The organism is Microbispora sp. NPDC004025 (assembly GCF_053604425.1).
The window spans coordinates 543,446-566,834 of sequence record NZ_JBSGHN010000003.1; the positions used below are offsets into that span (position 1 = coordinate 543,446).

At 67.6% G+C, this 23,389-nt stretch carries 37 protein-coding genes; all 37 read right to left on the reverse strand.

Annotated features, from left to right (window positions below):
* Positions 1-82: 82 nt before the first annotated feature.
* Positions 83-973, reverse strand: coding sequence for a tRNA pseudouridine(38-40) synthase TruA (gene truA, locus ACWEQG_RS10600; RefSeq protein ID WP_452283625.1), 891 nt, complete (start codon positions 971-973; stop codon positions 83-85).
* A gap of 85 nt (positions 974-1,058) precedes the next feature.
* Entirely contained in the window at positions 1,059-1,580 is a 522-nt protein-coding gene (rplQ, locus tag ACWEQG_RS10605; RefSeq protein ID WP_452283627.1) for a 50S ribosomal protein L17, read from the reverse strand.
* A gap of 149 nt (positions 1,581-1,729) precedes the next feature.
* Positions 1,730-2,746, reverse strand: a complete 1,017-nt coding sequence (locus ACWEQG_RS10610; protein ID WP_030508347.1) for a DNA-directed RNA polymerase subunit alpha — start codon at positions 2,744-2,746, stop codon at positions 1,730-1,732.
* Positions 2,747-2,901: 155 nt separating this feature from the next.
* Positions 2,902-3,528, reverse strand: a complete 627-nt coding sequence (gene rpsD, locus ACWEQG_RS10615) for a 30S ribosomal protein S4 (protein ID WP_142563118.1) — start codon at positions 3,526-3,528, stop codon at positions 2,902-2,904.
* A 20-nt stretch (positions 3,529-3,548) separates the two neighbouring features.
* Entirely contained in the window at positions 3,549-3,953 is a 405-nt protein-coding gene (rpsK, locus tag ACWEQG_RS10620; RefSeq protein ID WP_020542285.1) for a 30S ribosomal protein S11, read from the reverse strand.
* 34 nt (positions 3,954-3,987) lie between these two features.
* The gene (gene rpsM / locus ACWEQG_RS10625; RefSeq protein ID WP_169951815.1) at positions 3,988-4,368 is read right to left on the reverse strand and encodes a 30S ribosomal protein S13; all 381 of its coding nucleotides are present in this window, start codon (positions 4,366-4,368) and stop codon (positions 3,988-3,990) included.
* A gap of 224 nt (positions 4,369-4,592) precedes the next feature.
* Positions 4,593-4,706, reverse strand: coding sequence for a 50S ribosomal protein L36 (gene rpmJ / locus ACWEQG_RS10630; RefSeq protein ID WP_003956441.1), 114 nt, complete (start codon positions 4,704-4,706; stop codon positions 4,593-4,595).
* A gap of 45 nt (positions 4,707-4,751) precedes the next feature.
* Positions 4,752-4,973 carry a translation initiation factor IF-1 gene (gene infA, locus ACWEQG_RS10635; RefSeq protein ID WP_030508344.1) on the reverse strand — a complete coding sequence of 74 codons (222 nt, stop codon included), beginning with the start codon at positions 4,971-4,973 and terminating at the stop codon, positions 4,752-4,754.
* Between the two features lie 434 nt (positions 4,974-5,407).
* Positions 5,408-5,863, reverse strand: coding sequence for a DUF1707 SHOCT-like domain-containing protein (locus ACWEQG_RS10640; protein WP_452283629.1), 456 nt, complete (start codon positions 5,861-5,863; stop codon positions 5,408-5,410).
* Between the two features lie 68 nt (positions 5,864-5,931).
* On the reverse strand, positions 5,932-6,759 hold the full coding sequence (gene map, locus ACWEQG_RS10645) for a type I methionyl aminopeptidase (RefSeq protein WP_363468307.1): 828 nt from the start codon (positions 6,757-6,759) through the stop codon (positions 5,932-5,934).
* An 87-nt stretch (positions 6,760-6,846) separates the two neighbouring features.
* Positions 6,847-7,500 (reverse strand): adenylate kinase, encoded by a 654-nt coding sequence (locus ACWEQG_RS10650; RefSeq protein ID WP_169985176.1) that lies wholly within the window; start codon positions 7,498-7,500, stop codon positions 6,847-6,849.
* Positions 7,500-8,807, reverse strand: a complete 1,308-nt coding sequence (gene secY, locus ACWEQG_RS10655) for a preprotein translocase subunit SecY (protein ID WP_452283631.1) — start codon at positions 8,805-8,807, stop codon at positions 7,500-7,502. The genes ACWEQG_RS10650 and secY overlap by 1 nt, the downstream gene beginning before the upstream one ends.
* A 181-nt stretch (positions 8,808-8,988) precedes the next feature.
* Entirely contained in the window at positions 8,989-9,444 is a 456-nt protein-coding gene (gene rplO, locus ACWEQG_RS10660) for a 50S ribosomal protein L15 (RefSeq protein WP_346225631.1), read from the reverse strand.
* Positions 9,445-9,446: 2 nt separating this feature from the next.
* Positions 9,447-9,629 carry a 50S ribosomal protein L30 gene (rpmD, locus tag ACWEQG_RS10665; RefSeq protein WP_079319858.1) on the reverse strand — a complete coding sequence of 61 codons (183 nt, stop codon included), beginning with the start codon at positions 9,627-9,629 and terminating at the stop codon, positions 9,447-9,449.
* Between the two features lie 2 nt (positions 9,630-9,631).
* Complete coding sequence (gene rpsE, locus ACWEQG_RS10670; RefSeq protein WP_030508336.1) at positions 9,632-10,264, reverse strand: 30S ribosomal protein S5; 633 nt, start codon at positions 10,262-10,264, stop codon at positions 9,632-9,634.
* A gap of 64 nt (positions 10,265-10,328) precedes the next feature.
* Positions 10,329-10,712 (reverse strand): 50S ribosomal protein L18, encoded by a 384-nt coding sequence (rplR, locus tag ACWEQG_RS10675; RefSeq protein ID WP_363468314.1) that lies wholly within the window; start codon positions 10,710-10,712, stop codon positions 10,329-10,331.
* Between the two features lie 2 nt (positions 10,713-10,714).
* Positions 10,715-11,257 (reverse strand): 50S ribosomal protein L6, encoded by a 543-nt coding sequence (gene rplF, locus ACWEQG_RS10680; RefSeq protein ID WP_452283632.1) that lies wholly within the window; start codon positions 11,255-11,257, stop codon positions 10,715-10,717.
* A gap of 18 nt (positions 11,258-11,275) precedes the next feature.
* On the reverse strand, positions 11,276-11,674 hold the full coding sequence (gene rpsH / locus ACWEQG_RS10685; RefSeq protein ID WP_111699902.1) for a 30S ribosomal protein S8: 399 nt from the start codon (positions 11,672-11,674) through the stop codon (positions 11,276-11,278).
* Positions 11,675-11,785: 111 nt separating this feature from the next.
* Positions 11,786-11,971, reverse strand: coding sequence for a type Z 30S ribosomal protein S14 (locus ACWEQG_RS10690; protein WP_030451489.1), 186 nt, complete (start codon positions 11,969-11,971; stop codon positions 11,786-11,788).
* Positions 11,972-11,973: 2 nt separating this feature from the next.
* Entirely contained in the window at positions 11,974-12,543 is a 570-nt protein-coding gene (rplE, locus tag ACWEQG_RS10695; protein ID WP_030508332.1) for a 50S ribosomal protein L5, read from the reverse strand.
* Complete coding sequence (gene rplX / locus ACWEQG_RS10700) at positions 12,543-12,842, reverse strand: 50S ribosomal protein L24 (RefSeq protein WP_452283933.1); 300 nt, start codon at positions 12,840-12,842, stop codon at positions 12,543-12,545. Before rplX ends, rplE begins: the two co-directional genes overlap by 1 nt.
* A gap of 8 nt (positions 12,843-12,850) precedes the next feature.
* Positions 12,851-13,219, reverse strand: coding sequence for a 50S ribosomal protein L14 (rplN, locus tag ACWEQG_RS10705; protein WP_030508330.1), 369 nt, complete (start codon positions 13,217-13,219; stop codon positions 12,851-12,853).
* A 190-nt stretch (positions 13,220-13,409) separates the two neighbouring features.
* Positions 13,410-13,697 (reverse strand): 30S ribosomal protein S17, encoded by a 288-nt coding sequence (rpsQ, locus tag ACWEQG_RS10710; RefSeq protein WP_346225635.1) that lies wholly within the window; start codon positions 13,695-13,697, stop codon positions 13,410-13,412.
* Positions 13,690-13,926, reverse strand: a complete 237-nt coding sequence (gene rpmC, locus ACWEQG_RS10715) for a 50S ribosomal protein L29 (RefSeq protein ID WP_030508328.1) — start codon at positions 13,924-13,926, stop codon at positions 13,690-13,692. Before rpmC ends, rpsQ begins: the two co-directional genes overlap by 8 nt.
* Positions 13,926-14,345 carry a 50S ribosomal protein L16 gene (rplP, locus tag ACWEQG_RS10720; protein ID WP_030508327.1) on the reverse strand — a complete coding sequence of 140 codons (420 nt, stop codon included), beginning with the start codon at positions 14,343-14,345 and terminating at the stop codon, positions 13,926-13,928. The genes rpmC and rplP overlap by 1 nt, the downstream gene beginning before the upstream one ends.
* Positions 14,346-14,347: 2 nt before the next feature.
* Positions 14,348-15,196: a 30S ribosomal protein S3 gene (gene rpsC, locus ACWEQG_RS10725; RefSeq protein WP_363468319.1), complete on the reverse strand. Its 849-nt coding sequence runs from the start codon at positions 15,194-15,196 to the stop codon at positions 14,348-14,350.
* Positions 15,196-15,549 carry a 50S ribosomal protein L22 gene (gene rplV, locus ACWEQG_RS10730; protein WP_079319864.1) on the reverse strand — a complete coding sequence of 118 codons (354 nt, stop codon included), beginning with the start codon at positions 15,547-15,549 and terminating at the stop codon, positions 15,196-15,198. The genes rpsC and rplV overlap by 1 nt, the downstream gene beginning before the upstream one ends.
* Before the next feature lie 33 nt (positions 15,550-15,582).
* Positions 15,583-15,861: a 30S ribosomal protein S19 gene (rpsS, locus tag ACWEQG_RS10735; protein ID WP_030508324.1), complete on the reverse strand. Its 279-nt coding sequence runs from the start codon at positions 15,859-15,861 to the stop codon at positions 15,583-15,585.
* 11 nt (positions 15,862-15,872) lie between these two features.
* On the reverse strand, positions 15,873-16,709 hold the full coding sequence (rplB, locus tag ACWEQG_RS10740) for a 50S ribosomal protein L2 (RefSeq protein ID WP_346225637.1): 837 nt from the start codon (positions 16,707-16,709) through the stop codon (positions 15,873-15,875).
* 123 nt (positions 16,710-16,832) lie between these two features.
* Positions 16,833-17,135, reverse strand: a complete 303-nt coding sequence (rplW, locus tag ACWEQG_RS10745) for a 50S ribosomal protein L23 (RefSeq protein ID WP_076432505.1) — start codon at positions 17,133-17,135, stop codon at positions 16,833-16,835.
* Positions 17,135-17,785: a 50S ribosomal protein L4 gene (gene rplD, locus ACWEQG_RS10750; protein WP_363468325.1), complete on the reverse strand. Its 651-nt coding sequence runs from the start codon at positions 17,783-17,785 to the stop codon at positions 17,135-17,137. Before rplD ends, rplW begins: the two co-directional genes overlap by 1 nt.
* The gene (gene rplC, locus ACWEQG_RS10755; protein WP_363468327.1) at positions 17,782-18,438 is read right to left on the reverse strand and encodes a 50S ribosomal protein L3; all 657 of its coding nucleotides are present in this window, start codon (positions 18,436-18,438) and stop codon (positions 17,782-17,784) included. The genes rplD and rplC overlap by 4 nt, the downstream gene beginning before the upstream one ends.
* Positions 18,439-18,451: 13 nt before the next feature.
* Positions 18,452-18,760, reverse strand: coding sequence for a 30S ribosomal protein S10 (gene rpsJ, locus ACWEQG_RS10760; RefSeq protein WP_012887830.1), 309 nt, complete (start codon positions 18,758-18,760; stop codon positions 18,452-18,454).
* A gap of 245 nt (positions 18,761-19,005) precedes the next feature.
* Positions 19,006-20,199 (reverse strand): elongation factor Tu, encoded by a 1,194-nt coding sequence (gene tuf, locus ACWEQG_RS10765; RefSeq protein ID WP_346225640.1) that lies wholly within the window; start codon positions 20,197-20,199, stop codon positions 19,006-19,008.
* Positions 20,200-20,366: 167 nt separating this feature from the next.
* Positions 20,367-22,415: an elongation factor G gene (gene fusA, locus ACWEQG_RS10770; protein ID WP_452283935.1), complete on the reverse strand. Its 2,049-nt coding sequence runs from the start codon at positions 22,413-22,415 to the stop codon at positions 20,367-20,369.
* 84 nt (positions 22,416-22,499) lie between these two features.
* A complete protein-coding gene (gene rpsG / locus ACWEQG_RS10775) occupies positions 22,500-22,970 on the reverse strand; it encodes a 30S ribosomal protein S7 (RefSeq protein WP_363639182.1) in 471 nt (156 codons plus the stop codon).
* 1 nt (position 22,971) lies between these two features.
* The gene (gene rpsL, locus ACWEQG_RS10780) at positions 22,972-23,346 is read right to left on the reverse strand and encodes a 30S ribosomal protein S12 (protein ID WP_030508316.1); all 375 of its coding nucleotides are present in this window, start codon (positions 23,344-23,346) and stop codon (positions 22,972-22,974) included.
* Between the last annotated feature and the right edge of the window lie 43 nt (positions 23,347-23,389).

A 23,389-nucleotide genomic window follows, 5' to 3' on the forward strand; every position in this document is an offset into this window, starting at 1 on the left:
GGCAACGGCAGGCCGGGGGCGGCGGCGCTGTGGGGTGCGGGTTCCACCGTGCCGCGGCGACCCGACGCCCCTCGGCCGACGGTCAGCGGTTCAACGTGCGCACGCGGCGGGTGGCGGCGGCCCGCCGCGCCAGTTCCTCCGGCTCGGGGTAGCGCACCTCCTCCAGCGTGAGGCCGTGCGCGGGCGCGACGTGCACGCCCGAATCCCGTACGGCTCGCGCCAGCACCTCAACCGGCCACTCGACGGGCCGCCTGCCCTCCCCCACGGTCAGCAGCGACCCGACCAGCGCCCGGACCATCGAATGGCAGAACGCGTCGGCGACCACCGTCGCGAGGAGGATCCCGTCCTCGCCCCTGACCCAGTCGAGCCGCTGCAACTCGCGGATCGTGGTGGCGCCCTCGCGCCTGCGGCAGAAGGCGGCGAAGTCGTGCTCGCCCAGAAGCCGGGCTGCCGCCGCGTTCAGCAGGTCCACGTCCAGCGGCCGGGCATACCACAGCACCTCGCGTCGCCGCAGCGGGTCGACCCCGCCGGGGGCGTCGGCGACCCGGTAGCCGTACCGCCTCGACAGCGCGGAGAACCGGGCGTCGAAGCCCTCTGGGGCCACGCTGACGGCGTGCACCCGCACGTCGGGGGGCAGCAGACCGGCGAGCCGCCTCGTCAGCGCAGCGAGCCACTCAGCGCCGCGCTCCTCCCACGCCTCCTCCGGCTCCGCCGGGACGGGGGCGCGCCCGGAGGCGGCGGCGGCCAGTGCGGCGAGCGGAACGTCGGCGTGCGCCACCTGTCCCCTCGCGTGGACGCCGGCGTCGGTGCGGCCCGCGACCGTGAGCGGCGGCGGGGCGTCCAGGCGCAGGATCCGGCCGAGCGCGTCCTCGATCTCCCCCTGCACGGTCCGCCGCCCGGGCTGGCGCGCCCAGCCCGAGAAGTCCGTGCCGTCGTAGCCCAGGTCCAGCCTCAGCCGCAGTTCTCGCCTCACGACATCCCTCGTACGGTGCACCACAAAAGAAGAGCGGGCCCAGCGTCCCCCGAAGGGAAGCTGAGCCCGCTCACGGAGCCTGGGATCAGGCCTCGTCCTTCTTGTCGCCCTCCGCCGGGGCGGCCTCGGCGGCCTCGGCGGTGGTGCTCTCCGCGGCCTCGTCCTGCGCCGCCGGCGTCTCCTCGACCTCCGCGGGGGCCGGAGCGGCCTCGGCGGCGGGAGCCGTGCGGGAGACCCGGACCGGGTTCAGCTGCTCGGTCACCAGCTCGATGACCGCCATGGGGGCAGCGTCGCCCTTACGCGGGCCGAGCTTGGTGATCCGGGTGTAGCCACCGGGACGCTCGGCGTACGTCGGGGCGATCTCGGTGAAGAGGTGGTGGACGACGCCCTTGTCGCGGACGACCGTCAGCACCTGGCGACGGTTGTGGATGTCGCCCTTCTTCGCCTTGGTGATCAGCTTCTCCGCGAGCGGGCGGAGACGCCTGGCCTTGGCCTCGGTGGTGGTGATCCGGCCGTTCTGGAACAGCGCGGTGGCGAGGTTCGCCAGGATCAGCCGCTCGTGGGAGGGGCTGCCGCCGAGGCGGGCGCCCTTGGTGGGCTTGGGCATGTGATGCTCCTCATGGATAACCCGCTCCGGCCGTGTCAGGTACCGGGGTCGGGCCGACCGGCGTACCGGTCGTGACTTGTCATCGCCGTCTCATGCCGCCCCGGAAGGGCGGCACGAGACGGAGGTGGCACTACTGGTGAGACGGACGCTCAGTACTGCTCGGTCTCGATGAACCCGCCGTCCTCGTCGTCGTACCCGCCGCCGGCGACGGCGGAGGGGTCGAACCCGGGCGGGGAGTCCTTGAGAGCCAGGCCCATCTCGTGCAGCTTCTGCTTGACCTCTTCGATCGACTTGGCGCCGAAGTTGCGGATGTCCAGCAGGTCCTGCTCGCTGCGGGCGACGAGCTCACCCACGGTGTGGATGCCCTCGCGCTTGAGGCAGTTGTACGAACGGACGGTGAGGTTGAGCTCCTCGATCGGCAGTGCCAGGTCGGCCGCGAGAGCCGCGTCCGTCGGCGACGGGCCGATGTCGATGCCCTCGGCCTCCACGTTGAGCTCGCGGGCCAGGCCGAACAGCTCGACCAGGGTCTTGCCGGCCGAGGCCACCGCGTCGCGGGGCTTCATGGACGGCTTGGTCTCGACGTCGAGGATGAGGCGGTCGAAGTCCGTGCGCTGCTCGACACGGGTGGCCTCGACCTTGTAGGTGACCTTGAGCACCGGGGAGTAGATCGAGTCGATCGGAATCCGGCCGATCTCCTGACCCGGCTGCTTGTTCTGCGCGGCGGAGACGTAGCCGCGGCCGCGCTCGACGGTCAGCTCCATCTCCAGCTTCGCCTTGCCGTTCAGCGTGGCGATGTGCAGGTCGGGGTTGTGCACCTCGACACCGGCCGGAGGCGCGATGTCGGCGGCGGTGACCTCACCGGGGCCCTGCTTGCGCAGGTACATGACCACGGGCTCGTCGTGCTCGGAGGAGACGACCAGCGACTTGAGGTTCAGGATGATGTCGGTGACGTCTTCCTTGACCCCGGGCACGGTCGAGAACTCGTGGAGCACGCCCTCGATGCGGATGCTGGTGACCGCCGCCCCCGGAATGGAGGACAGCAGCGTGCGCCGCAGCGAGTTGCCGATGGTGTAGCCGAAGCCCGGCTCGAGCGGCTCGATGATGAACCTGGACCGGTGCTCCTCGAGCGACTCCTCCTGGAGGCTCGGGCGCTGTGCGATGAGCATCTGGATCTCCTGGATCCGGGACGGCCCCGCCACCGTGGACGAGGGGTCCCTGGGTTACGGCGACGCCCGCTATTTGACGCCGCTCGCCTACAACCATGATGCCGTACGGCCGGGAGTGTACCGGCCGTACGGCGTCATTAAATGCCGGGGCCCTACTACTTGGAGTAGAGCTCGACGATGAGCTGCTCCTGGACCAGCGTGTCGATCTGCTGGCGGACCGGAAGCTGGTGCACGAGGATGCGCATGTTCTCGGCGGAGACGCCCAGCCAGGCCGGGACGGTCTTGTCGCCGGCGGTCGCGCGGGCCACCTCGTACGGGAGCAGGTTGCGCGACTTCTCGCGGACCTCGATGATGTCGTGCTCGCGGACGCGGTACGACGGGATGTCGACCTTCTTGCCGTTCACGAGGAAGTGGCCGTGGCGCACCTGCTGGCGGGCCGCGTCACGCGACTCGGCGAAGCCGGCGCGGTAGACCACGTTGTCGAGACGGCTCTCCAGGATCTGGAGGAGGTTCTCACCCGTCTTGCCGGCCTTGCGGTTGGCTTCCTCGTAGTAGTTGTGGAACTGCTTCTCGAGGACGCCGTAGATGCGGCGGGTCTTCTGCTTCTCACGGAGCTGGAGCTGGTACTCCGACTCCTTCGGACGGCCGCGGCCGTGCTCACCCGGCGGGTACGGGCGGATCTCGATGGGGCACTTGGCGGACTCGCACTTCTTGCCCTTGAGGAAGAGCTTGGTCTTCTCACGGCGGCAGAGCTTGCAGTCCGGACCCGTGTAACGAGCCATTTCTCTCTACTCTCCTGAGCTCAGACGCGACGGCGCTTGGGCGGACGGCAGCCGTTGTGCGGAACCGGGGTCACGTCCTGGATGGACCCGACCTCGAGGCCGGTCGCCTGCAGCGAACGGATCGCGGTCTCACGGCCGGAGCCGGGGCCCTTGACGAAGACGTCGACCTTCCGCATGCCGTGCTCCATGGCGCGGCGGGCGGCGTTCTCGGCAGCCATCTGGGCGGCGAACGGGGTGGACTTGCGGGAGCCCTTGAACCCGACGTGGCCGGCGCTGGCCCAGGAGATCACGTTCCCGTTCGGGTCGGTGATCGAAACGATGGTGTTGTTGAACGTGCTCTTGATGTGGGCGTGCCCGTGAGCGACGTTCTTCTTTTCCTTGCGGCGCACCTTCTTCGGTGCGCCCTGGCGGCTCTTCGGCGGCATTTAAGCGCTATCTCCTGGCAGTGGCTGCTAAGGACTACTTCTTGCCCGGCTTCTTCTTGCCGGCAACGGTCTTCTTCTTACCCTTGCGGGTACGCGCGTTCGTCTGCGTCCGCTGACCGTGGACAGGCAGCCCCTTGCGGTGCCGGATGCCCTGGTAACAGCCGATCTCGATCTTGCGTCGGATGTCGGCCTGAATCTCGCGGCGGAGGTCGCCCTCGATCTTGTAGTTCGCCTCGATGAAGTCACGCATCGGGACGAGCTCGGCGTCCGTGAGCTGGTGGACGCGCAGGTCGGGGCTGATGCCGGTCGCGTCAAGGATCTCCTTGGCGCGGGTGCGGCCGATTCCGAAAACGTAGGTGAGAGCGATCTCCAGCCGCTTGTCGCGGGGGAGGTCGACGCCAACCAGGCGGGCCATGGTCGGGCATTCTCCTTCAATGTGGCGGAGGTCTTGCGCCGCACTTCCCCTCCCATGCCCGGGCGAGGGCCCCGGCCTCCGACCGGGGGTCTCCCGCGTGGTACGGCTTGCGCCGCCTGCGCGGGTGTGTGACGCGATTTCGTTGTTCCGGCCCTCACGCGGCTCGAGCCCGCCACATGGGCGGACTCAGCAGGGGCCTGGTGGCGACGTACTGAGAGCTGGGCTCAGCCCTGGCGCTGCTTGTGGCGCAGGTTGTCGCAGATCACCATGACACGACCGTGCCGGCGAATCACCTTGCACTTGTCGCAGATCTTCTTGACGCTCGGCTTGACCTTCATAGTCCTTATTCGTTCCGCATACGGCCCGTCCCGCTGGCGGGCGGGCTACTTGTACCGGTAGACGATCCGTCCGCGACTCAGGTCGTAGGGGCTCAGCTCCACGACCACCCGGTCATCGGGCAGGATCCTGATGTAGTGCATCCGCATTCGCCCGCTGATGTGGGCCAGGACCTTGTGACCGTTGTCGAGTTGCACCCGGAACATCGCGTTCGGGAGCGACTCAATAACAGTGCCCTCAATCTCGATGGCGCCGTCTTTCTTGGCCATGGCCCTCGCGTTTCACAGATCGGATCGTCAGAGGCTTCGGAACACTAAGCAGCCGCGACCTTCGGGCGCTTGCAGAGAGCGGCGACCAGCCAGGCCGCCTAGGCGCAAAGGTCATAGTGAACCGACAAAGGAGTGTACGACAACCCGGGCCGAATTGCGAAACGACGGCAGGGGTCCCTACACAACCAGATCACAGGGTACCCCCGGCGAAGGCCGACGGCCAATCCCACGCGCGCGCATCGCGTGGTGGAGGGGAAACCACCGCACCCGCCCGCCCGGCACCGCCGAAATGCCGGGACGGGGCGGGTGCGGCCTGATCACCGCGGGGGCACGGCCCGAGTGGTGCCGTGCGTCGCGACACCGGACATCTACCCGCCCGCGGCTCCCGCGACGGCGGCCCTCCGGTAAAAAACGCTCAGGCGCCTGAAGAACGCTCAGGCGCCGCGCCGCCGGGACTGCCCGGCCGTACCGGCGATCGTGCTGACGAGGAGGATGACGCCCCAGGGGCCCATCACCCACAGCGGCCACGGATAGACGAAGTGGCCGGAGGACAGGCCGACGATGAGCCAGACCACCCAGTTCACGCCGCTGGCGCCCGCCCAGGTGGACCAGGCGGCCCGCAGACCCGCCCGCGCCTTGTCGTCGTCACGCCGGGCCGGCCGGGACCCTTGCGCGGGCTCGACGGCGGCCGGCAGGCGGTTCAGGTCGATGCCGGGCAGGTCGGAGGTGAGCCTGGCCAGTTCCCCGTACGTGCGGCTCTGGTAGACCTGCTCCAGCCGCTCGTTGAACTCGTCGAGCGTGAGCCTGCCCTCGGCCACGTGCTCGCGCAGCGCCGCGGCGACCCGGTCACGGTCGCCGTCCGAGGCCCGCATCTCCGGCGCTGCCGCCATCACCATCTCCCGGCTGTTCGAGCGATATGACCATTATGGTGCAGGTGCCGCCAGGACGGGCGGAGCCGTCAGGAGGTCTCCCCCGCCTCGGCCCCGGCGCCCGAGAAGCGGGAGGCGCCTCCGTCGAGCGCGGTGAGGACCAGCGGGCCGTTCTCCGTCACCGCGACGCTGTGCTCGAAGTGGGCGGACGCGCGGCCGTCGAGGGTGACGACGGTCCAGTCGTCGGCCAGCACCTTGGTCCGGTCGGTGCCGAGGTTCACCATCGGCTCGACCGCGAAGCACATGCCCACCTCGAAGCGGGGGCCCCGCCCCGGACGGCCGTGGTTGGCCACCCAGGGGTCCATGTGCATCTCGGTGCCGATGCCGTGCCCGCCGTACTCCTGGGGGATGCCGTAGCGGCCCTGAGAGCGCACGTACTGCTCGATCCGGTGGCCGATGTCGCTCAGGTGCCCGCCGACCCGCAGGGCCGCGATGCCCCGCCACATGGCCTCCTCGGTCACCCGCATGAGCTCGGTCAGCTTCGGGTCCACCTCTCCGATCCCCACGGTGATCGCGGAGTCCCCGTGCCACCCGTCGAGGATCGCGCCGCAATCGATGGAGATGATGTCGCCCTCGCGCAGCGCGCGGCGGTCGGTGGGGATGCCGTGGACGACCTCGTCGTTCACGGAAGCGCAGATCGTGGCGGGGAAGCCCTGGTAGCCCTTGAACGACGGGATCGCGCCCTCGCTCCGGATCGCCTCCTCGGCGATGGCGTCGAGGTCCAGCGGCGTCATCCCGGGCCGGACCGACGTCCGGAGCAACTCCAGCGTCCGGCCGACGACCAGGCCGGCCGCGCGCATCTTCTCCAGTTGCTCCGCGCTCTTGATCTGAATTCCGTGCCGGTTCTTTTTGAACACGTAGTCACACCCCCTGCCGAAATTCTCCCATATAAGCCTGAACGCCACCCCATGGAGTGGAGTGGCGTTCCCGGCCGCGGTAATGGTTCAGTCGGCGAACCGTCGCAGCGCCGACATCGCCCGCTGAGTGATCTCCTCGACCGGCCCGGTCGCGTCGACCCCCTGCAGAATGCCCTCGTCGGCGTAGAACGAGATGAGCGGCGACGTCTGCTCCTGATAGACCTCCAGGCGCCGCCTGATGGTCTCCTCGCGGTCGTCGTCCCGCTGGAAGAGCTCCCCGCCGCAGGCGTCGCAGACGCCCTCCACCGCGGGCGGGTCGAACAGCACATGCCACACCTTGCCGCAGGAACGGCACGTACGGCGCCCCGCGAGCCGGCGGACGACCTCGTCGTCCTCGACGACCAGGTTGAGGACCACGTCGAGCGCCGTGCCGAACTCGGCCAGCATCTTCTTGAGGACCTCGGCCTGGGGCACGTTGCGGGGAAAGCCGTCCAGGAGGAAGCCCTCCTGCGCGTCGTCCTCCGACAGCCGGTCGCGGACCATGGCCACGGTCACCTCGTCGGGGACGAGGTCACCGCGGTCCATGTACTCCTTGGCGAGTTTGCCGAGCTCCGTGCCGCCGGACACGTTGGCACGGAAGATGTCGCCTGTCGAGATTTTCGGGATCGACAGGTGCGATGCGATGAACTGGGCCTGCGTCCCCTTACCCGCTCCGGGGGGCCCAACCAGGACGACGCGCACTATCTCAGGAAGCCCTCGTAGTTGCGCTGCTGAAGCTGGCTCTCGATCTGCTTGACCGTGTCCAGACCAACACCAACCATGATCAGAATGCTGGTCCCTCCGAACGGGAAGTTCTGGCTCGCGCCGACCGCCCCGAGCGCGATGATCGGGATCAGCGAGATGAAGCCCAGATACGGAGCGCCCGTGGCCGTGAGCCTGTTGAGCACGTAGCTCAGGTACTCAGCGGTCGGCCGGCCCGGGCGGATGCCCGGAATGAACCCACCGTACTTCTTCATGTTGTCGGCCACTTCAGGGGGGTTGAAAGTGATGGACACGTAGAAGTACGTGAAGAACACGATCATCGCGAAGAACACGGCCATGTAGACCGCGCTGTCGCCCTGAACCAGGTTCCGGGCCAGCCAGTCGATCACCGCGTTGGGGTTCTGGCTGTTGCCGAACAGCGTCACCAGAAGCTGGGGCAGGTACAGCAGCGACGAGGCGAAGATGACCGGGATGATGCCCGCCTGGTTCACCTTGAGCGGGATGTAGGTCGAGGTGCCGCCGTACATCCGGCGGCCGACCATCCGCTTGGCGTACTGCACCGGGATACGGCGCTGCGCCTGCTCGATGAAGACGACGACGCCGATCATCACGATTCCGACGATCATGACGATGACGAACTTGAACGGGCTCTGGCGGAAGATGTTCACCAGCTCGGACGGGAACACCGCGATGACCTGCGTGAAGATCAGGATCGACATGCCGTTGCCGACGCCGCGGTCGGTGACGAGCTCGCCCAGCCACATGATCACGGCGGTACCCGCGGTCATCGTGACCACCATGGTCACCAGGGGGAAGACCTCCTGGCTCAGCAGGATCTGCTCGTTACAGTTGGGGAACAGCTGGCCGCTGCGCGCCAGTGCGACGAACGCCGTCGACTGCAGCACCGCCAGTCCGATGGTCAGATAACGTGTGTACTGCGTGATCTTCGCCGTCCCCGACTGGCCCTCCTTCTTGAGGGCCTCCAACCGGGGAATCACCACCGTCAGCAGCTGCAGGATGATGCTCGCGGTGATGTACGGCATGATGCCGAGCGCGAACACTGAAAGTTTCAACAGGGCGCCGCCGCTGAAGAGCTGCACCATCCCGTAGATGTTGCCGGAGTCTCCCGCCTGGGCCTGCTCGAGACACAGGGCCACGTTCTGGGCGTTGACGCCCGGCGTGGGAAGCACCGAGCCAAGCCGGAACAGCACGATGATGCCCAATGTGAAGAGCAGCTTCTTGCGCAGGTCCGGCGTCCGGAACGCCCGGGTAATCGCGGTCAGCACGGTCCCTCCTGCGCGCCAGTGACGCGGTAACGGTCGGCGATGGCCCGCAAGGCGTCCATCGACATGTCTTCCTGCCAGAGTGCTTGGTCAGGCACGGATGGAGCCCCGTGCCAGGCGAACTCTAACGCACTACGGGCGCGGAGGCTCATAACGAACCTCCGCGCCTCGTGCAGCGTCATGCCTACAGCTCGGAGACCGAGCCACCGGCCGCGGCGATCTTCTCCTTCGCGCTGGCGGAGAAGGCGTGCGCCTGCACGTTCACCGCCACGGAGATCTCGCCGGTGCCCAGCACCTTCACGGGCTGGTTCTTGCGGACCGCACCCTTGGCCACCAGGTCGTCGAGCGTGACGTCGCCGCCCTGGGGGAACAGCTCCCCGAGCCTGTCCAGGTTGACGACCTGGTAGGTCGTCTTGAACAGGGCGTTGGAGAAGCCCTTCAGCTTCGGCAGCCGCCGCTGGAGCGGGACCTGGCCGCCTTCAAAGCCCGGCATGACTGCCGTACGGGCCCGGGTGCCCTTGGTGCCACGGCCGGCCGTCTTGCCCTTGGAGCCCTCGCCACGGCCCTTGCGGGTCTTGGCCTTGTTGGAGCCGGGGGCCGGACGGAGGTCGTGGATCTTGAGCGGAGCGTTCTCGGTCATGACTAGTCGACCTCCTCAACCTCGACGAGGTGCGACACCTTGGCGACCATGCCCCGGATCTCGGGACGGTCCTCCTTGACGACCACGTCGCCGATTCGCTTCAGGCCCAGCGAACGCAGCGAGTCGCGCTGGTTCTGCTGGCCGCCGATCTTGGACCGGGTCTGGGTGATCTTCAGGCGAGCCATCGCTAGCTCACCGCCTTGGCGGCCGCCGCGGCCTCGGCCAGGCCCTCGGCGCGAGCCTTCAGCATGGCCTTGGGAGCGACGTCCTCGATCGGCAGGCCACGCCGGGCGGCGATCTCCTCGGGCCGGCTGAGGCCCTTCAGAGCCGCCACGGTGGCGTGCACAATGTTGATCGGGTTGTCCGAGCCGAGCGACTTGGACAGCACGTCGTGGATCCCGGCGCACTCCAGGACCGCGCGGACCGGACCACCCGCGATGACGCCCGTACCGGGCGAGGCCGGACGCAGAAGGACGACGCCGGCGGCGTCCTCGCCCTGCACCGGGTGCGGGATGGTGCCCTGGATGCGCGGGACCTTGAAGAAGTGCTTCTTGGCCTCCTCGACGCCCTTGGCGATCGCCGCGGGCACCTCCTTGGCCTTGCCGTAGCCGACCCCGACGAGGCCGTTGCCGTCGCCGACGATGACCAGCGCGGTGAAGCTGAAGCGCCGGCCGCCCTGGACGACCTTGGCCACTCGGTTGATCTTTACGACGCGCTCGATGTACGAGACGCCCTTGTCTGCGGCGCCACCGCGGCGGTCATCACGACGGTCACGCCGCTCGCCACCGCCGCCGGCACCGCGACGCGGAGCTGCAGCCATCAGTGGTTCCTCTTCTCGTTGCTCTTGGGACGGGTCATGAGGCGCGACCCTCGGACCGGAGCCATCAGAACTCCAGCCCGCCTTCACGGGCGCTGTCCGCGAGAGCGGCGATCCGCCCCGCGTAGCGGTTGCCACCGCGGTCGAACACGACAGCGGTGATCCCGGCGGTCTTGGCCCGCTGAGCGAGAAGCTCGCCGACCTTCTTCGCCTTCTCGGTCTTGTCACCCTCGGCGCCGCGCAGGGAGGCGTCCATGGTGGAGGCGCTCACCAGCGTGTGGCCCTGGGTGTCGTCGACGATCTGCACGAACAGGTGACGCGTGGACCGGTTGACGACCAGACGCGGACGCTCGGCCGTGCCGAACACGTTCTTGCGGACGCGGTTGTGCCGGCGGGCCCGGGAGACCGTGCGGGCGGCCGTGTGCTTGCCGAACGCAGCCTTTCCAGCCATGCCTACTTACCAGCCTTTCCGACCTTGCGGCGGACAACCTCGCCCTGGTAGCGCACGCCCTTGCCCTTGTACGGGTCCGGCTTGCGCAGCTTCCTGATGTTCGCGGCGACCTCGCCGACCTTCTGCTTGTCGATGCCGTCCACGTGGAACAGGGTCGGCTTCTCGACACGGAAGGAGACGCCCTCGGGCGCGTCGACGATCACCGGGTGGCTGAAGCCCAGCGAGAACTCCAGCTGCGTCGGGCCCTTGGCCGCGACGCGGTAACCGACGCCGACGATCTCCAGCGTCTTCGTGTAGCCCTGCGTGACACCCGCCACCATGTTGGCGATGAGCGTGCGCGACAGGCCGTGCAGCGCACGAACCTTGTTCTCGTCGTTCGGGCGGGTGACGGCGATGGTGCCGTCCTCGCCACGCGAGACCTCGATGGGCTCGGCGACCGTGTGAGTGAGCGTGCCCTTGGGCCCCTTGACCTGGACCGCCCGGCCGTCGATCGTGATGTCGACACCCGCCGGTACGGGGATGGGCAGCCGTCCGATTCGCGACATGCTGAGTTCCTCCCCTCGTTACCAGACGTAGGCGAGGACTTCCCCGCCCACTCCACGCTTGCTCGCCTGCCGGTCCGTCATCAGGCCGCCGGACGTCGAGATGATCGCGACGCCCAGACCGCCCAGAACGCGGGGCAGGTTGTCCTTCTTTGCGTAGACCCGCAGACCGGGCTTCGACACCCGGCGCAGGCCGGCGATGGAGCGCTCGCGGGTGGGGCCGAACTTCAGCTCCATCACGAGGTTCTTGCCGACCTTCGCGTCCTCGACGCTCCAGCCCTGGATGTAGCCCTCCTGCTGGAGGATCTCCGCGATGTGTGCCTTGATCTTCGAGTAAGGCATGCTCACGGTGTCGTGATAGGCCGAGTTCGCGTTCCGCAGACGCGTCAGCATGTCTGCGATCGGGTCGGTCATCGTCATGGCCGGTGGCCTTCCTCACCGCGGTTTCCCGATGGGACCTTCGGTGTGGTCGTGGGCGCTGTGGTCAGCGCCCGGTTGATAAGACTTCTTTGCGGCTGGCCCCGCGAGGGCTTACCAGCTCGACTTGGTGATGCCGGGCAGCTCGCCCCGGTGAGCCATCTCGCGGAAGCACACGCGGCACAGCCCGAACTTGCGGTAGACAGCGCGGGGACGGCCACAGCGGGAGCAACGAGTGTACGCCCGGACCTCGAACTTCTGCTTGCGCGCTGCCTTGACCTTCAGCGACGTCTTCGCCATGATCAGGCCTCCTTGAAGGGGAAACCGAGGAGCTTCAGCAGCGCCCGGCCCTGCTCGTCGTTCTTCGCGGTGGTCACGACCGTGATGTCCATGCCCCGCTGCCGGTCGACCTTGTCCTGGTCCACCTCGTGGAACATGACCTGCTCGGTGAGGCCGAAGGTGTAGTTGCCGTTGCCGTCGAACTGCTTCGGCGACAGGCCGCGGAAGTCCCGGATACGCGGCAGCGCCAGGGACAGCAGGCGGTCGAGGAACTCCCACATGCGGTCGCCGCGCAGTGTCACGTGCGCGCCGATCGGCATGCCCTCACGCAGCTTGAACTGCGCGATGGACTTGCGGGCGCGGGCGACGGCCGGCTTCTGGCCGGTGATGGCGGTGAGGTCGCGCACGGCGCCCTCGATGAGCTTCGAGTCGCGAGCGGCCTCGCCGACGCCCATGTTCACCTTGATCTTGGTGATCGTGGGCACCTGCATGATGTTCTCGATGCCGAACTCCTCGCGCAGCTTCGCGATGATCTCCTCGCGGTAGCGCTGCTTGAGGCGCGGAACGGTCCGCTCTTCAGTGGTCGCGGTCATCAGTTGTCCTCACCCGTCGCCTCGGCGTCGCCCTTCGCGGCGGCCTTCTTCTCGGGCTTCTTCTCGTCATCCTTGAGCTTCTTGACGTTGCTCACGTGGATGGGAGCCTCCATGGTCTGCACGCCGCCCTCCTGAGCGCCGCGCGGTCCCTGGTTGGTGACCTTGGAGTGCTTCTTGATCATGTTGACGCCCTCGACCACCACGCGCTCCTCGCGCGGGTAGGCGGCGATGATCCGGCCCTTGGCGCCCTTGTCCTTGCCGGCGATGACCTGGACGAGGTCGCCCTTCTTCACGTGCAGCTTCGGCATCACAGCACCTCCGGCGCGAGCGAGATGATGCGCATGAACTTCTTGTCGCGCAGTTCACGGCCCACCGGGCCGAAGATGCGGGTGCCCCGGGGGTCGCCGCTGTCCTTGATGATGACCGCGGCGTTCTCGTCGAAGCGGATGTAGGAGCCGTCGGGGCGGCGGCGCTCCTTCACGGTGCGCACCACGACAGCCTTGACAACGTCGCCTTTTTTAACGCCTCCGCCGGGAATGGCGTCCTTCACCGTGCCAACGATGATGTCGCCGATTCCCGCGTAGCGCCGACCCGAGCCGCCGAGCACGCGGATGCAAAGGATTTCCTTCGCACCCGTGTTGTCGGCGACCTTGAGCCGCGACTCCTGCTGGATCACGTCTACTCCTGTGTGTCGTGCCGGTTCTCACCCTCGTGGTGAGCCTGGCCGAACTGATGTGGTCTTTTTCCCTCGGCGACAGCCGTACGACCGCCGCCGCTGGCGGACGGGGCCGACAGCCGGCCCCGCCCCTTGGACACCGTCGTGGGGGGCGGGTCTCCCACCCCCCACGAGGCGCGTCTATGTGAGGTTACTTGGCCTTCTCGAGGATCTCGACGACTCGCCACCGCTTGGTGGCCGACAGCGGCCGGGTCTCCATCAGGAGGACGCGGTCGCCGACGCCGCAGGAGTTCTGCTCGTCGTGGGCCTTGTACTTCGTAGTACGGCGGATGACCTTGCCGTACAGCGGGTGCTTGACGCGGTCCTCGACGGCGACGACGACGGTCTTGTCCATCTTGTCGCTGACGACCAGGCCCTCACGGGTCTTGCGGTAGTTCCGCTGCGTCTCGGTGGTCGGGGTCTCGGTTGCTTCAGACATCGCTCGGCTCCTTCTCGACCGTGACGATCCCGAGCTCGCGCTCGCGCATCACGGTGTAGATGCGGGCGATCTCGCGGCGGACGGCGCGCAGCCGCCCGTGGCTCTCCAGCTGCCCGGTCGCCGACTGGAAGCGGAGGTTGAACAGCTCCTCCTTGGCTTCCTTCAGCTTCTGGACCAGGACCTCCTGGTCCTCGACTCGCAGCTCCGCGGCGGTCAGACCCTTAGCCATCACGCCTCACCCACTTCACGCTTGACGAAACGGCACTTCATGGGGAGCTTGTGCATCGCGCGCCGCATGGCCTCGCGGGCCACGGGCTCGGCGACACCGGACAGCTCGAACATGACACGGCCGGGCTTGACATTGGCGATCCACCACTCCGGAGAGCCCTTACCGGAACCCATGCGGGTCTCGGCCGGCTTCTTCGTCAGGGGACGGTCCGGGAAGATGTTGATCCACACCTTGCCGCCACGGCGGATGTGCCGGGTCATGGCGATACGTGCGGCCTCGATCTGGCGGTTGGTCACGTAGGAGTGCTCAAGCGCCTGAATGCCGAACTCGCCGAAGACGACCCGGGTGCCGCCCTTGGCGGCGCCGCTGCGGTCGGGCCGGTGCTGCTTGCGGTGCTTGACCCTGCGCGGGATCAGCATGGTCAGCTCCCTTCAGCACCCGGCTGCTCCGCCGGGCCGGTCTCGGGGGCGGCCTGCGCGGCCGCCTCAGTCCTGGGTGCACGGTCGGTACGGCCCGCGCCGCCGCGACGCGGACGGTCGCCGCCACCGCGACGCGGACGCTCGCCCGCACCACCGCGACGGTCGTCACGCTCACGACGCTGGCTCGCGCGGGCACCGGCCGCGGCCGCCTCCCGCTCGGAGCGGCTGGTCGGCGCCTCGCCCTTGTAGATCCACACCTTCACGCCGATGCGGCCGAAGGTGGTGCGGGCCTCGTAGAAGCCGAAGTCCACGTCCGCACGGAGCGTGTGCAGGGGCACGCGGCCCTCGCGGTAGAACTCCGAGCGCGACATCTCGGCGCCGCCGAGACGGCCGGAGCACTGGACACGGATGCCCTTGGCCCCGCTCTTCATGGCGGACTGCATGGCCTTGCGCATGGCCCGGCGGAACGAGACGCGGCTGGACAGCTGCTCGGCCACGCCCTGCGCGACGAGCTGCGCGTCGATCTCGGGGTTCTTCACCTCGAGGATGTTCAGCTGGACCTGCTTCTTGGTCAGCTTCTCCAGGTCGCCGCGGATACGGTCGGCCTCGGCGCCGCGACGGCCGATGACGATGCCCGGCCGGGCGGTGTGGATGTCGACCTGGACGCGGTCGGTCGTGCGCTCGATCTCGACCTTGGAGATGCCGGCCCGCTCCATGCCCTTCTGCAGCATGCGACGGATCGCCACGTCCTCAGCGACGTACGACTTGTACAGCTTGTCGGCGTACCACCGGCTCTTGAAGTCGGTCGTGATGCCGAGGCGGAACCCGTGCGGGTTAACCTTCTGGCCCACTAGCGGGTCCTTCCCTTCGGCTCGCGGGACTCCACGATCACGGTGATGTGGCTCGTCCGCTTGTTGATCCGATAGGCACGACCCTGGGCACGCGGGCGGAAGCGCTTGAGCGTCGGGCCCTCGTCGACCCACGCCCGGCTCACGAAGAGCGTGTCCCGGTCGAGCTTGAAGTTGTGCTCAGCGTTCGCGATCGCGCTCGAGAGCACCTTGTAAACGGTCTCGCTCGCCGCCTGGGGAGCGAACTGCAGCACGGCCTGCGCCTCCGAAGCGGGCAGCCCGCGAATGAGGTCCACCACACGGCGGGCCTTCCGGGGCGTGTGGCGCGCGTACCGCGCCTGTGCCCTGGCTTCCATCGCTTTCTCCTCTAACTGCTTGCTTGAAGGCGCTTACCGCCGGCTGCGGCGGTCTTCCTTGACGTGGCTGCGGAACGTCCGCGTGGGAGCGAACTCACCGAGCTTGTGACCGATCATCGACTCGGTGACGAAGACCGGAACGTGCTTGCGGCCGTCGTGCACGGCGATCGTGTGACCGATCATGTCCGGCACGATCATGGAGCGCCGCGACCACGTCTTGATGACGTTCTTGGTGCCCTTCTCGTTCTGAGCGTCCACCTTCTTCTGAAGGTGGTCGTCCACGAAGGGACCCTTCTTAAGACTACGTGGCATATCGGCTGCTCCTACCGCTTCTTCCTCTTGCTCCGACGACGGATGATCAGCCGGTCGCTGGGCTTGTTCGGCTGCCGGGTACGACCCTCGGGCTTACCCTTCGGGTTCACCGGGTGGCGACCACCGGAGGTCTTGCCCTCACCACCGCCGTGCGGGTGGTCGACCGGGTTCATGGCGACACCGCGGACCGTGGGGCGCTTGCCCTTCCAGCGGTTACGGCCGGCCTTGCCGATGCTGATGTTGGCCTGCTCGGCGTTGCCCACCTGGCCCACCGAGGCCCGGCAGCGCACGTCGACCTGACGCATTTCTCCGGACGGCATACGCAGGGTCGCGTACATGCCCTCCTTGGCGAGCAGCTGGATCTGCGCGCCGGCGCTGCGGCCGAGCTTGGCCCCGCCACCGGGACGCAGCTCCACCGCGTGGATGAAGGTACCGGTCGGAATGTTGCGCAGCGGCAGGCAGTTGCCCGGCTTGATGTCGGCCGTGGGGCCGTTCTCGATCCGGTCCCCCTGCTTGAGGCCGGCCGGAGCGAGGATGTAGCGCTTCTCGCCGTCGGCGTAGTGCAGCAGCGCGATGCGGGAGGTGCGGTTGGGGTCGTACTCGATGTGCGCGACCTTGGCCGGGATCCCGTCCTTGTCGTGGCGGCGGAAGTCGATGATCCGGTAGGCGCGCTTGTGCCCGCCTCCCTGGTGCCGGGCGGTCACCCGGCCGTGGACGTTGCGGCCGCCCTTGCTGTGCAGGGGGGCAAGCAGCGACTTCTCCGGAGTGCTGCGCGTGATCTCGGCGAAGTCCGAGACGCTCGCGCCGCGACGACCCGGTGTCGTCGGCTTGTACTTACGGATGCCCATCTTTTTCGTTCATCCTTCGTCGGTTCGTACCGGTCGGGGTCCGCCTCACGGCGGTCCCCCCGGCGCTTTCTCGTTGGGGCCCTCGCACGAGGCGAGGGACCCGTCTCCCCGCTGCGGCAGGTGCTAGCCGATCTGACCGAAGATGTCGATCCGCTCGCCCTCGGCCAGGCTCACGATCGCGCGCTTGGTGTCCGGGCGCTGGCCGTAGCCGTGCCGGGTCCGCTTGCGCTTGCCCTGGCGGTTGATCGTGTTCACGCCGGTCACCTTGACGCCGAAGATCTGCTCGACGGCGATCTTCACCTGCGTCTTGTTGGCACCCTTGCGCACCAGGAACGTGTACTTGTTGTGCTCATCGATCAGGCCGTAGCTCTTCTCGGAGACGATCGGCTTGAGGATGATGTCACGCGGGTCGGCGATCTTCTGCATCAGGCCTCTTCCTTCCCGCTCTTCGCCAGCCGGGCCACGACCTGGTCGTAGGCCTCACGGGTGAAGACCACGTCGTCGTGGCACAGCACGTCGTAGGTGTTCAGCTGTCCCGCGTCCAGCAGGTGGACCTCGGGCGCGTTGCGCAGGCTGAGCCAGGTGAGCTCGTCGTTCTCGTCGACCACGACGAGCACGCTGCGGGCCTGCGTGATCTTGCGCAGCGCCTCCAGGGTGGCCTTGGTCTTGGGCGTGTCGCCCGTGACCAGGCTGTCCACCACGTGGACGCGGCCGCCGCCGGCGCGGTCGGACAGCGCGCCCTTCAGGGCGGCCGCCTTCATCTTCTTGGGCGTCCGCTGCTCGTACGAGCGCGGCTGCGGGCCGTGGACGGTGCCGCCGCCGGCGAACTGCGGCGCGCGGGTCGAGCCCTGGCGGGCGCGGCCGGTGCCCTTCTGCCGGTACGGCTTCTTACCGCCGCCGGAGACGTCGCCGCGGGTCTTGGTCGCGTGGGTGCCCTGCCGGCGAGCGGCGAGCTGGGCGACGACCACCTGGTGGATCAGCGGGACGTTGACCTTGGTCCCGAAGACCTCCTCGGGGAGGTCGACGGTCCCCGTCTTGGCGCCGCTGGCGTCGAGGACGTCAATGGTCGTGGTCACTTCGCAGCAACCCCCTTCTTGGCAGCGGTGCGGAGGAGAACCAGGCTGCCGTTGGCGCCGGGGATCGCACCCTTGATCAGGATGAGGCCCTTCTCGGCGTCCACGGCGTGCACCTTGAGGCTCTGGACCGTCGTGCGCACGTTGCCCATCCGGCCGGCCATGCGCAGGCCCTTGAAGACGCGGCCCGGGGTGGCGCAACCGCCGATGGAGCCCGGGGAGCGGTGCTTGCGCTGGGTACCGTGCGAAGCGCCCAGACCACGGAAGTTGTGGCGCTTCATGACACCGGCGTAGCCCTTGCCCTTGCTCTTGCCAGTGACGTCGACGTACTGGCCGGCCTCGAAGGTGTCGGCGAGAAGCTCCTGGCCGACCGTGTACTCGGAGGCGTCGTCGGTGCGTACCTCGGTGAAGTAGCGGCGCGGGGTGATGTCGTGCTTGCGCAGGTAGTCGCCCAGGGGCTTGTTCACCTTGCGCGGGTCGATCTGCCCGTAGCCGAGCTGGATGGCGGAGTAGCCGTCCTTCTCCGGAGTGCGGACCCGGGTCACCACGCACGGACCGGCCTCGACGACGGTGACCGGGATCACCCGGTTCGCCTCATCGAAGACCTGGGTCATGCCGAGCTTCTTGCCCAGGACGCCCTTGATCTGCTTAGCCATGTCAGTGCGTTCCTTAGAGCTTGATCGAAATGTCCACGCCGGCGGGAAGGTCGAGACGCATGAGCGAGTCGACCGTCTTCGGCGTCGGGTCGATGATGTCAATCAGCCGCTTGTGCGTACGCATCTCGAAGTGCTCGCGGCTGTCCTTGTACTTGTGCGGCGACCGGATGACGCAGTACACGTTCTTCTCGGTCGGCAGCGGCACCGGGCCAGCGACCTTGGCGCCGGTCCGCGTCACCGTCTCGACGATCTTCTTGGCCGAGCTGTCGATGACCTCGTGGTCATACGCCTTAAGCCGGATGCGGATCTTCTGTCCCGCCATAATGGCCTCGGTGTCCTTCGCTGTCGTCCTATAAAGCTTCGCGCGGCCTGTTGCCGCAGGTCTGTTTCCACGAGGCCGACGCCCGGATCCCGTCCGGTGTTCCGTGATCTGGCAGTGGCTTCGGTCGAAGTGCGGCCGAAAGCACTGCGAGATCACGGTCTCGTCGTTCGTGGGGGGTCGTCTCCGGCCCCTGCGCGGTGCGGCGGTCAGGCCCCTGTGGACCCGACCGCCGCCCAGCGGTGCTGCTACTTGATGACCTTCGTCACGCGACCGGCGCCGACGGTGCGGCCACCCTCACGGATCGCGAACTTCAGGCCCTCCTCCATGGCGACCGGCTGGATGAGCTGGACGGTCATCTCGGTGTTGTCACCGGGCATGACCATCTCGGTGCCCTCCGGCAGGTTCACCACGCCCGTCACGTCAGTCGTACGGAAGTAGAACTGAGGACGGTAGTTGTTGAAGAACGGCGTGTGGCGGCCGCCCTCGTCCTTGGACAGGATGTAGACCTGCGCCTCGAACTCGGTGTGCGGGGTGGTCGTGCCCGGCTTGATGACACACTGACCGCGCTCGACCTCCTCACGCTTGATGCCGCGCAGGAGCAGACCGACGTTGTCGCCGGCCTGGCCCTCGTCAAGGAGCTTGCGGAACATCTCGACGCCGGTGACCGTCGTCGTGGTGCTCTTCTCCTTGATGCCGATGATGTCGACGGTCTCGTTGACCTTGACGATGCCGCGCTCGATACGGCCGGTGACGACGGTGCCGCGACCGGTGATCGAGAACACGTCCTCGATCGGCATGAGGAAGGGCTTGTCGGTGTCACGAACGGGCTCGGGGACGTTCTCGTCCACGGCGTTCATGAGCTCGATGATGGAGTCGCCCCACTTCTCGTCGCCCTCGAGCGCCTTGAGCGCCGATACGCGCACGACCGGCAGGTCGTCGCCCGGGAACTCCTGGGCGGACAGCAGCTCGCGGACCTCGAGCTCGACGAGCTCCAGGATCTCCTCGTCGTCGACCATGTCGGCCTTGTTGAGGGCCACGACGATGTAGGGGACGCCGACCTGGCGGGCCAGGAGGACGTGCTCCTTCGTCTGCGGCATCGGGCCGTCGGTCGCCGCGACCACCAGGATCGCGCCGTCCATCTGGGCGGCACCGGTGATCATGTTCTTCACGTAGTCGGCGTGACCGGGGCAGTCCACGTGGGCGTAGTGGCGCTTCTCGGTCTGGTACTCGACGTGCGCGATGGAGATGGTGATTCCGCGAGCCTTCTCCTCGGGCGCCTTGTCGATCTTGTCGAACGGGGTCGCCTCGTTGAGCTGCGGGAAACGGTCGTGAAGCACCTTGGTGATCGCCGCGGTCAGAGTGGTCTTGCCGTGGTCGATGTGCCCAATGGTGCCGATGTTCACGTGCGGCTTGTTCCGCTCGAACTTGGCCTTGGCCACTGGTCTGTCTCCTTAGAGATTCTGACTTGACTTGCGTCTTTTACCTCAGGCTCCGTACAGCGGGGCACCCGAAAGCGCCCCACCGTACAGCGAGCGGAACTGATCGTCCCGAGCCCCTCTGGCTACGGGGCGACGATCTCTCGGCGCCCCGCCACAGTGGTGCGGAACTATTCGCCCCGAGCCTTCGCGACGATCTCCTTGGCGATGCCCGGGGGCACCTCCGCGTAGGAGTCGAACTGCATGCTGTAGCTCGCCCGCCCCTGAGTGCGGCTGCGCAGGTCACCCACGTAGCCGAACATCTCGGAGAGCGGAACGAGCGCCCTGATGACACGGGCGCCGGACCGTTCGTCCATTGCCTGGATCTGCCCGCGACGACCGTTCAGGTCGCCGATGACATCTCCCATGTAGTCCTCGGGCGTGGTGACCTCAACGGCCATCATCGGCTCGAGGAGTACGGCGTCCGCCTTGCGCGCGGCCTCCTTGAAGGCCATCGAGCCGGCAATCTTGAAGGCCATTTCCGACGAGTCGACCTCGTGGAAGGCACCGTCCTGAAGCGTGACCTTGACGCCGACCATCGGGTAGCCGGCGAGCACGCCGAACTCGGCCGCCTCCTGCGCACCCGCGTCCACGGACGGGATGTACTCCCGCGGGATGCGGCCGCCGGTGACCTTGTTCTCGAACTCGTAACCGTCGTTGCCCTCGCCCAGCGGCTCCAGGTTGATGATCACGCGAGCGAACTGGCCGGAACCACCGGTCTGCTTCTTGTGCGTGTACTCGACCTTCTCCACCTTGCGGCGGATGGTCTCGCGGTAGGCGACCTGCGGGCGGCCGACGTTCGCCTCGACCTTGAACTCGCGGCGCATCCGGTCGACGAGGATCTCCAGGTGGAGCTCGCCCATACCCCAGATGACCGTCTGGCCGGTCTCCTCGTCACGGCGGACCTGGAAGGACGGGTCCTCCTCGGCCAGCCGCTGGATCGCGGTGCCCAGCTTCTCCTGGTCGCCCTTGGTCTTGGGCTCGATGGCGACGTTGATGACCGGCGCGGGGAACGTCATCGACTCGAGGACGACCTGCTTGACCGGGTCCGACAGAGTGTCGCCGGTGGTGGTGTCCTTCAGGCCCATGACGGCCACGATCTGACCAGCGGTCGCGGACGGGCGCTCCTCGCGCTTGTTCGCGTGCATCTGGTAGATCTTGCCGATCCGCTCCTTCTTGCCCTTGACCGAGTTCACCACGGTGGTGCCGGTCTCGAGCGTCCCGGAGTAGACGCGGATGTAGGTGAGCTTGCCAAGGTGCGGGTCGCTCATGATCTTGAATGCCAGCGCCGCGAAGGGCTCGTTCGGGTCCGCGTGGCGCTCGACGATCTCCTCCTCGTTGCCCACCGCGTGGCCCTTGAAGGCCGGGATGTCGGTGGGGGCGGGGAGGTAGGCGACGATCGCGTCGAGCAGGGGCTGCACGCCCTTGTTCTTGAACGCGGTGCCGCACAGGACCGGGTTGATCGCGCCGGCGACCGTCGCCCTGCGGATGGCCGCGACGAGCTGCTCCTCGGTGGGCTCGACACCCTCCAGGAAGAGCTCCATGAGCTCGTCGTCGTTCTCGGCGACCGTCTCGACCAGCTTGTCGCGCCACTCGCGGGCCGCGTCGGCGTGGTCGGCCGGGATGTCGACGGTGTCGTACATCTCGCCCTTGGCCGCCTCGGCGCTCCAGAGCAGGCCCTTCATCTTCACCAGGTCGATGACGCCCTTGAAGTCGGCCTCGACGCCCCAGGGAAGCTGGATGACCGCCGGGGTGGAACCCAGCCGGCTGATCATCATGTCGACGCAGCGGTGGAACTCCGCACCGACCCGGTCCATCTTGTTCACGAAGCAGATGCGGGGCACGCCGTAACGGTCGGCCTGACGCCAGACCGTCTCGGACTGCGGCTCCACGCCGGCGACGCCATCGAACACCGCGACCGCGCCGTCGAGAACACGCAGCGACCGCTCGACCTCGATGGTGAAGTCCACGTGTCCGGGCGTGTCGATGATGTTGATCGTGTGATCAAGCCAGCTGCAGGTGGTGGCGGCAGACGTGATGGTGATGCCGCGCTCCTGCTCCTGCTCCATCCAGTCCATGGTGGCAGCGCCCTCATGGACCTCACCCAGCTTGTAGTTGATGCCGGTGTAGAACAGGATGCGCTCAGTCGTCGTGGTCTTGCCCGCGTCGATATGGGCCATGATCCCGATGTTGCGGACCCTGGCCAGGTCAAGAGCGGTCGTGGTGGCCACTTCTTCGCGTCCTTAACTCGTCGTCGGTGCTCACTACCAGCGGTAGTGCGCGAAGGCCTTGTTGGACTCGGCCATCTTGTGCGTGTCCTCGCGCCGCTTCACGCTGGCGCCGAGGCCGTTGCTCGCGTCGAGCAGTTCGTTCATGAGCCGCTCGGTCATGGTCTTCTCGCGGCGCGCCCGGGAGTACTGGACGATCCACCGCAGCGCCAGCGTGGTGCTACGCGAGGCCTTGACCTCGACCGGCACCTGGTAGGTGGCGCCACCGACGCGGCGGCTCTTCACCTCAAGCGTCGGGCGGACGTTGTCGAGAGCGCGCTTGAGGGTGACGACCGGGTCGTTGCCGGTCTTCTCCTTGCAGCCCTCGAGGGCGCCGTAGACGATCGACTGCGCGAGGGAGCGCTTGCCGTCCAGGAGAACCTTGTTGATCAGCGCGGTGACCAGCGGCGAGTTGTGCACCGGGTCAGCGACCAGCTGGCGGCGGCCAGGGGAACCCTTGCGCGGCATGTCAGCTCTTCTCCTTCTTCGCGCCGTAGCGGCTGCGGGCCTGCTTGCGGTTGCGGACAGCCTGGGTGTCCAGCGAACCACGGATGATCTTGTAGCGAACACCCGGCAGGTCCTTCACACGACCACCGCGCACGAGCACCATCGAGTGCTCCTGGAGGTTGTGGCCCACCCCGGGGATGTAAGCCGTGACCTCGATGCCGTTGGTGAGCCGAACACGGGCCACCTTGCGCAGCGCCGAGTTGGGCTTCTTGGGGGTCGTCGTGTAAACGCGGGTGCAAACGCCGCGCCGCTGCGGGCTCCCCTTGAGGGCAGGAGTCTTGGTCTTGCTGACCTTGTCCTGCCGGCCCTTTCGGACCAACTGCTGAATGGTGGGCACCGCGTCTCCGTTTCGTGCCTAGCCGGTGATACGTAGGACCCGA

Bases quoted from the DNA above. Each gene is read 5' to 3' on its own strand.
- rplQ (WP_452283627.1), bottom strand. From the start codon at position 1,580: ATGCCCAAGCCCACCAAGGGCGCCCGCCTCGGCGGCAGCCCCTCCCAC.
- ACWEQG_RS10610 (WP_030508347.1), bottom strand. From the start codon at position 2,746: ATGCTCATCGCACAGCGCCCGAGCCTCCAGGAGGAGTCGCTCGAGGAG.
- rpsD (WP_142563118.1), bottom strand. From the start codon at position 3,528: ATGGCTCGTTACACGGGTCCGGACTGCAAGCTCTGCCGCCGTGAGAAG.
- rpsK (WP_020542285.1), bottom strand. From the start codon at position 3,953: ATGCCGCCGAAGAGCCGCCAGGGCGCACCGAAGAAGGTGCGCCGCAAG.
- rpsM (WP_169951815.1), bottom strand. From the start codon at position 4,368: ATGGCCCGCCTGGTTGGCGTCGACCTCCCCCGCGACAAGCGGCTGGAG.
- rpmJ (WP_003956441.1), bottom strand. From the start codon at position 4,706: ATGAAGGTCAAGCCGAGCGTCAAGAAGATCTGCGACAAGTGCAAGGTG.
- infA (WP_030508344.1), bottom strand. From the start codon at position 4,973: ATGGCCAAGAAAGACGGCGCCATCGAGATTGAGGGCACTGTTATTGAG.
- ACWEQG_RS10640 (WP_452283629.1), bottom strand. From the start codon at position 5,863: ATGGCGGCAGCGCCGGAGATGCGGGCCTCGGACGGCGACCGTGACCGG.
- rplO (WP_346225631.1), bottom strand. From the start codon at position 9,444: ATGACCGAGAACGCTCCGCTCAAGATCCACGACCTCCGTCCGGCCCCC.
- rpmD (WP_079319858.1), bottom strand. From the start codon at position 9,629: ATGGCTCGCCTGAAGATCACCCAGACCCGGTCCAAGATCGGCGGCCAG.
- rpsE (WP_030508336.1), bottom strand. From the start codon at position 10,264: ATGGCTGCAGCTCCGCGTCGCGGTGCCGGCGGCGGTGGCGAGCGGCGT.
- rplR (WP_363468314.1), bottom strand. From the start codon at position 10,712: ATGGCTGGAAAGGCTGCGTTCGGCAAGCACACGGCCGCCCGCACGGTC.
- rplF (WP_452283632.1), bottom strand. From the start codon at position 11,257: ATGTCGCGAATCGGACGGCTGCCCATCCCCGTACCGGCGGGTGTCGAC.
- rpsH (WP_111699902.1), bottom strand. From the start codon at position 11,674: ATGACGATGACCGACCCGATCGCAGACATGCTGACGCGTCTGCGGAAC.
- ACWEQG_RS10690 (WP_030451489.1), bottom strand. From the start codon at position 11,971: ATGGCGAAGACGTCGCTGAAGGTCAAGGCAGCGCGCAAGCAGAAGTTC.
- rplE (WP_030508332.1), bottom strand. From the start codon at position 12,543: ATGACCGCGACCACTGAAGAGCGGACCGTTCCGCGCCTCAAGCAGCGC.
- rpsQ (WP_346225635.1), bottom strand. From the start codon at position 13,697: ATGTCTGAAGCAACCGAGACCCCGACCACCGAGACGCAGCGGAACTAC.
- rpmC (WP_030508328.1), bottom strand. From the start codon at position 13,926: ATGGCTAAGGGTCTGACCGCCGCGGAGCTGCGAGTCGAGGACCAGGAG.
- rplP (WP_030508327.1), bottom strand. From the start codon at position 14,345: ATGCTGATCCCGCGCAGGGTCAAGCACCGCAAGCAGCACCGGCCCGAC.
- rplV (WP_079319864.1), bottom strand. From the start codon at position 15,549: ATGGAAGCCAGGGCACAGGCGCGGTACGCGCGCCACACGCCCCGGAAG.
- rpsS (WP_030508324.1), bottom strand. From the start codon at position 15,861: ATGCCACGTAGTCTTAAGAAGGGTCCCTTCGTGGACGACCACCTTCAG.
- rplB (WP_346225637.1), bottom strand. From the start codon at position 16,709: ATGGGCATCCGTAAGTACAAGCCGACGACACCGGGTCGTCGCGGCGCG.
- rplW (WP_076432505.1), bottom strand. From the start codon at position 17,135: ATGCAGAAGATCGCCGACCCGCGTGACATCATCCTCAAGCCGATCGTC.
- rplC (WP_363468327.1), bottom strand. From the start codon at position 18,438: ATGGCTAAGCAGATCAAGGGCGTCCTGGGCAAGAAGCTCGGCATGACC.
- rpsJ (WP_012887830.1), bottom strand. From the start codon at position 18,760: ATGGCGGGACAGAAGATCCGCATCCGGCTTAAGGCGTATGACCACGAG.
- fusA (WP_452283935.1), bottom strand. From the start codon at position 22,415: ATGGCCCATATCGACGCGGGCAAGACCACGACGACTGAGCGCATCCTG.
- rpsG (WP_363639182.1), bottom strand. From the start codon at position 22,970: ATGCCGCGCAAGGGTTCCCCTGGCCGCCGCCAGCTGGTCGCTGACCCG.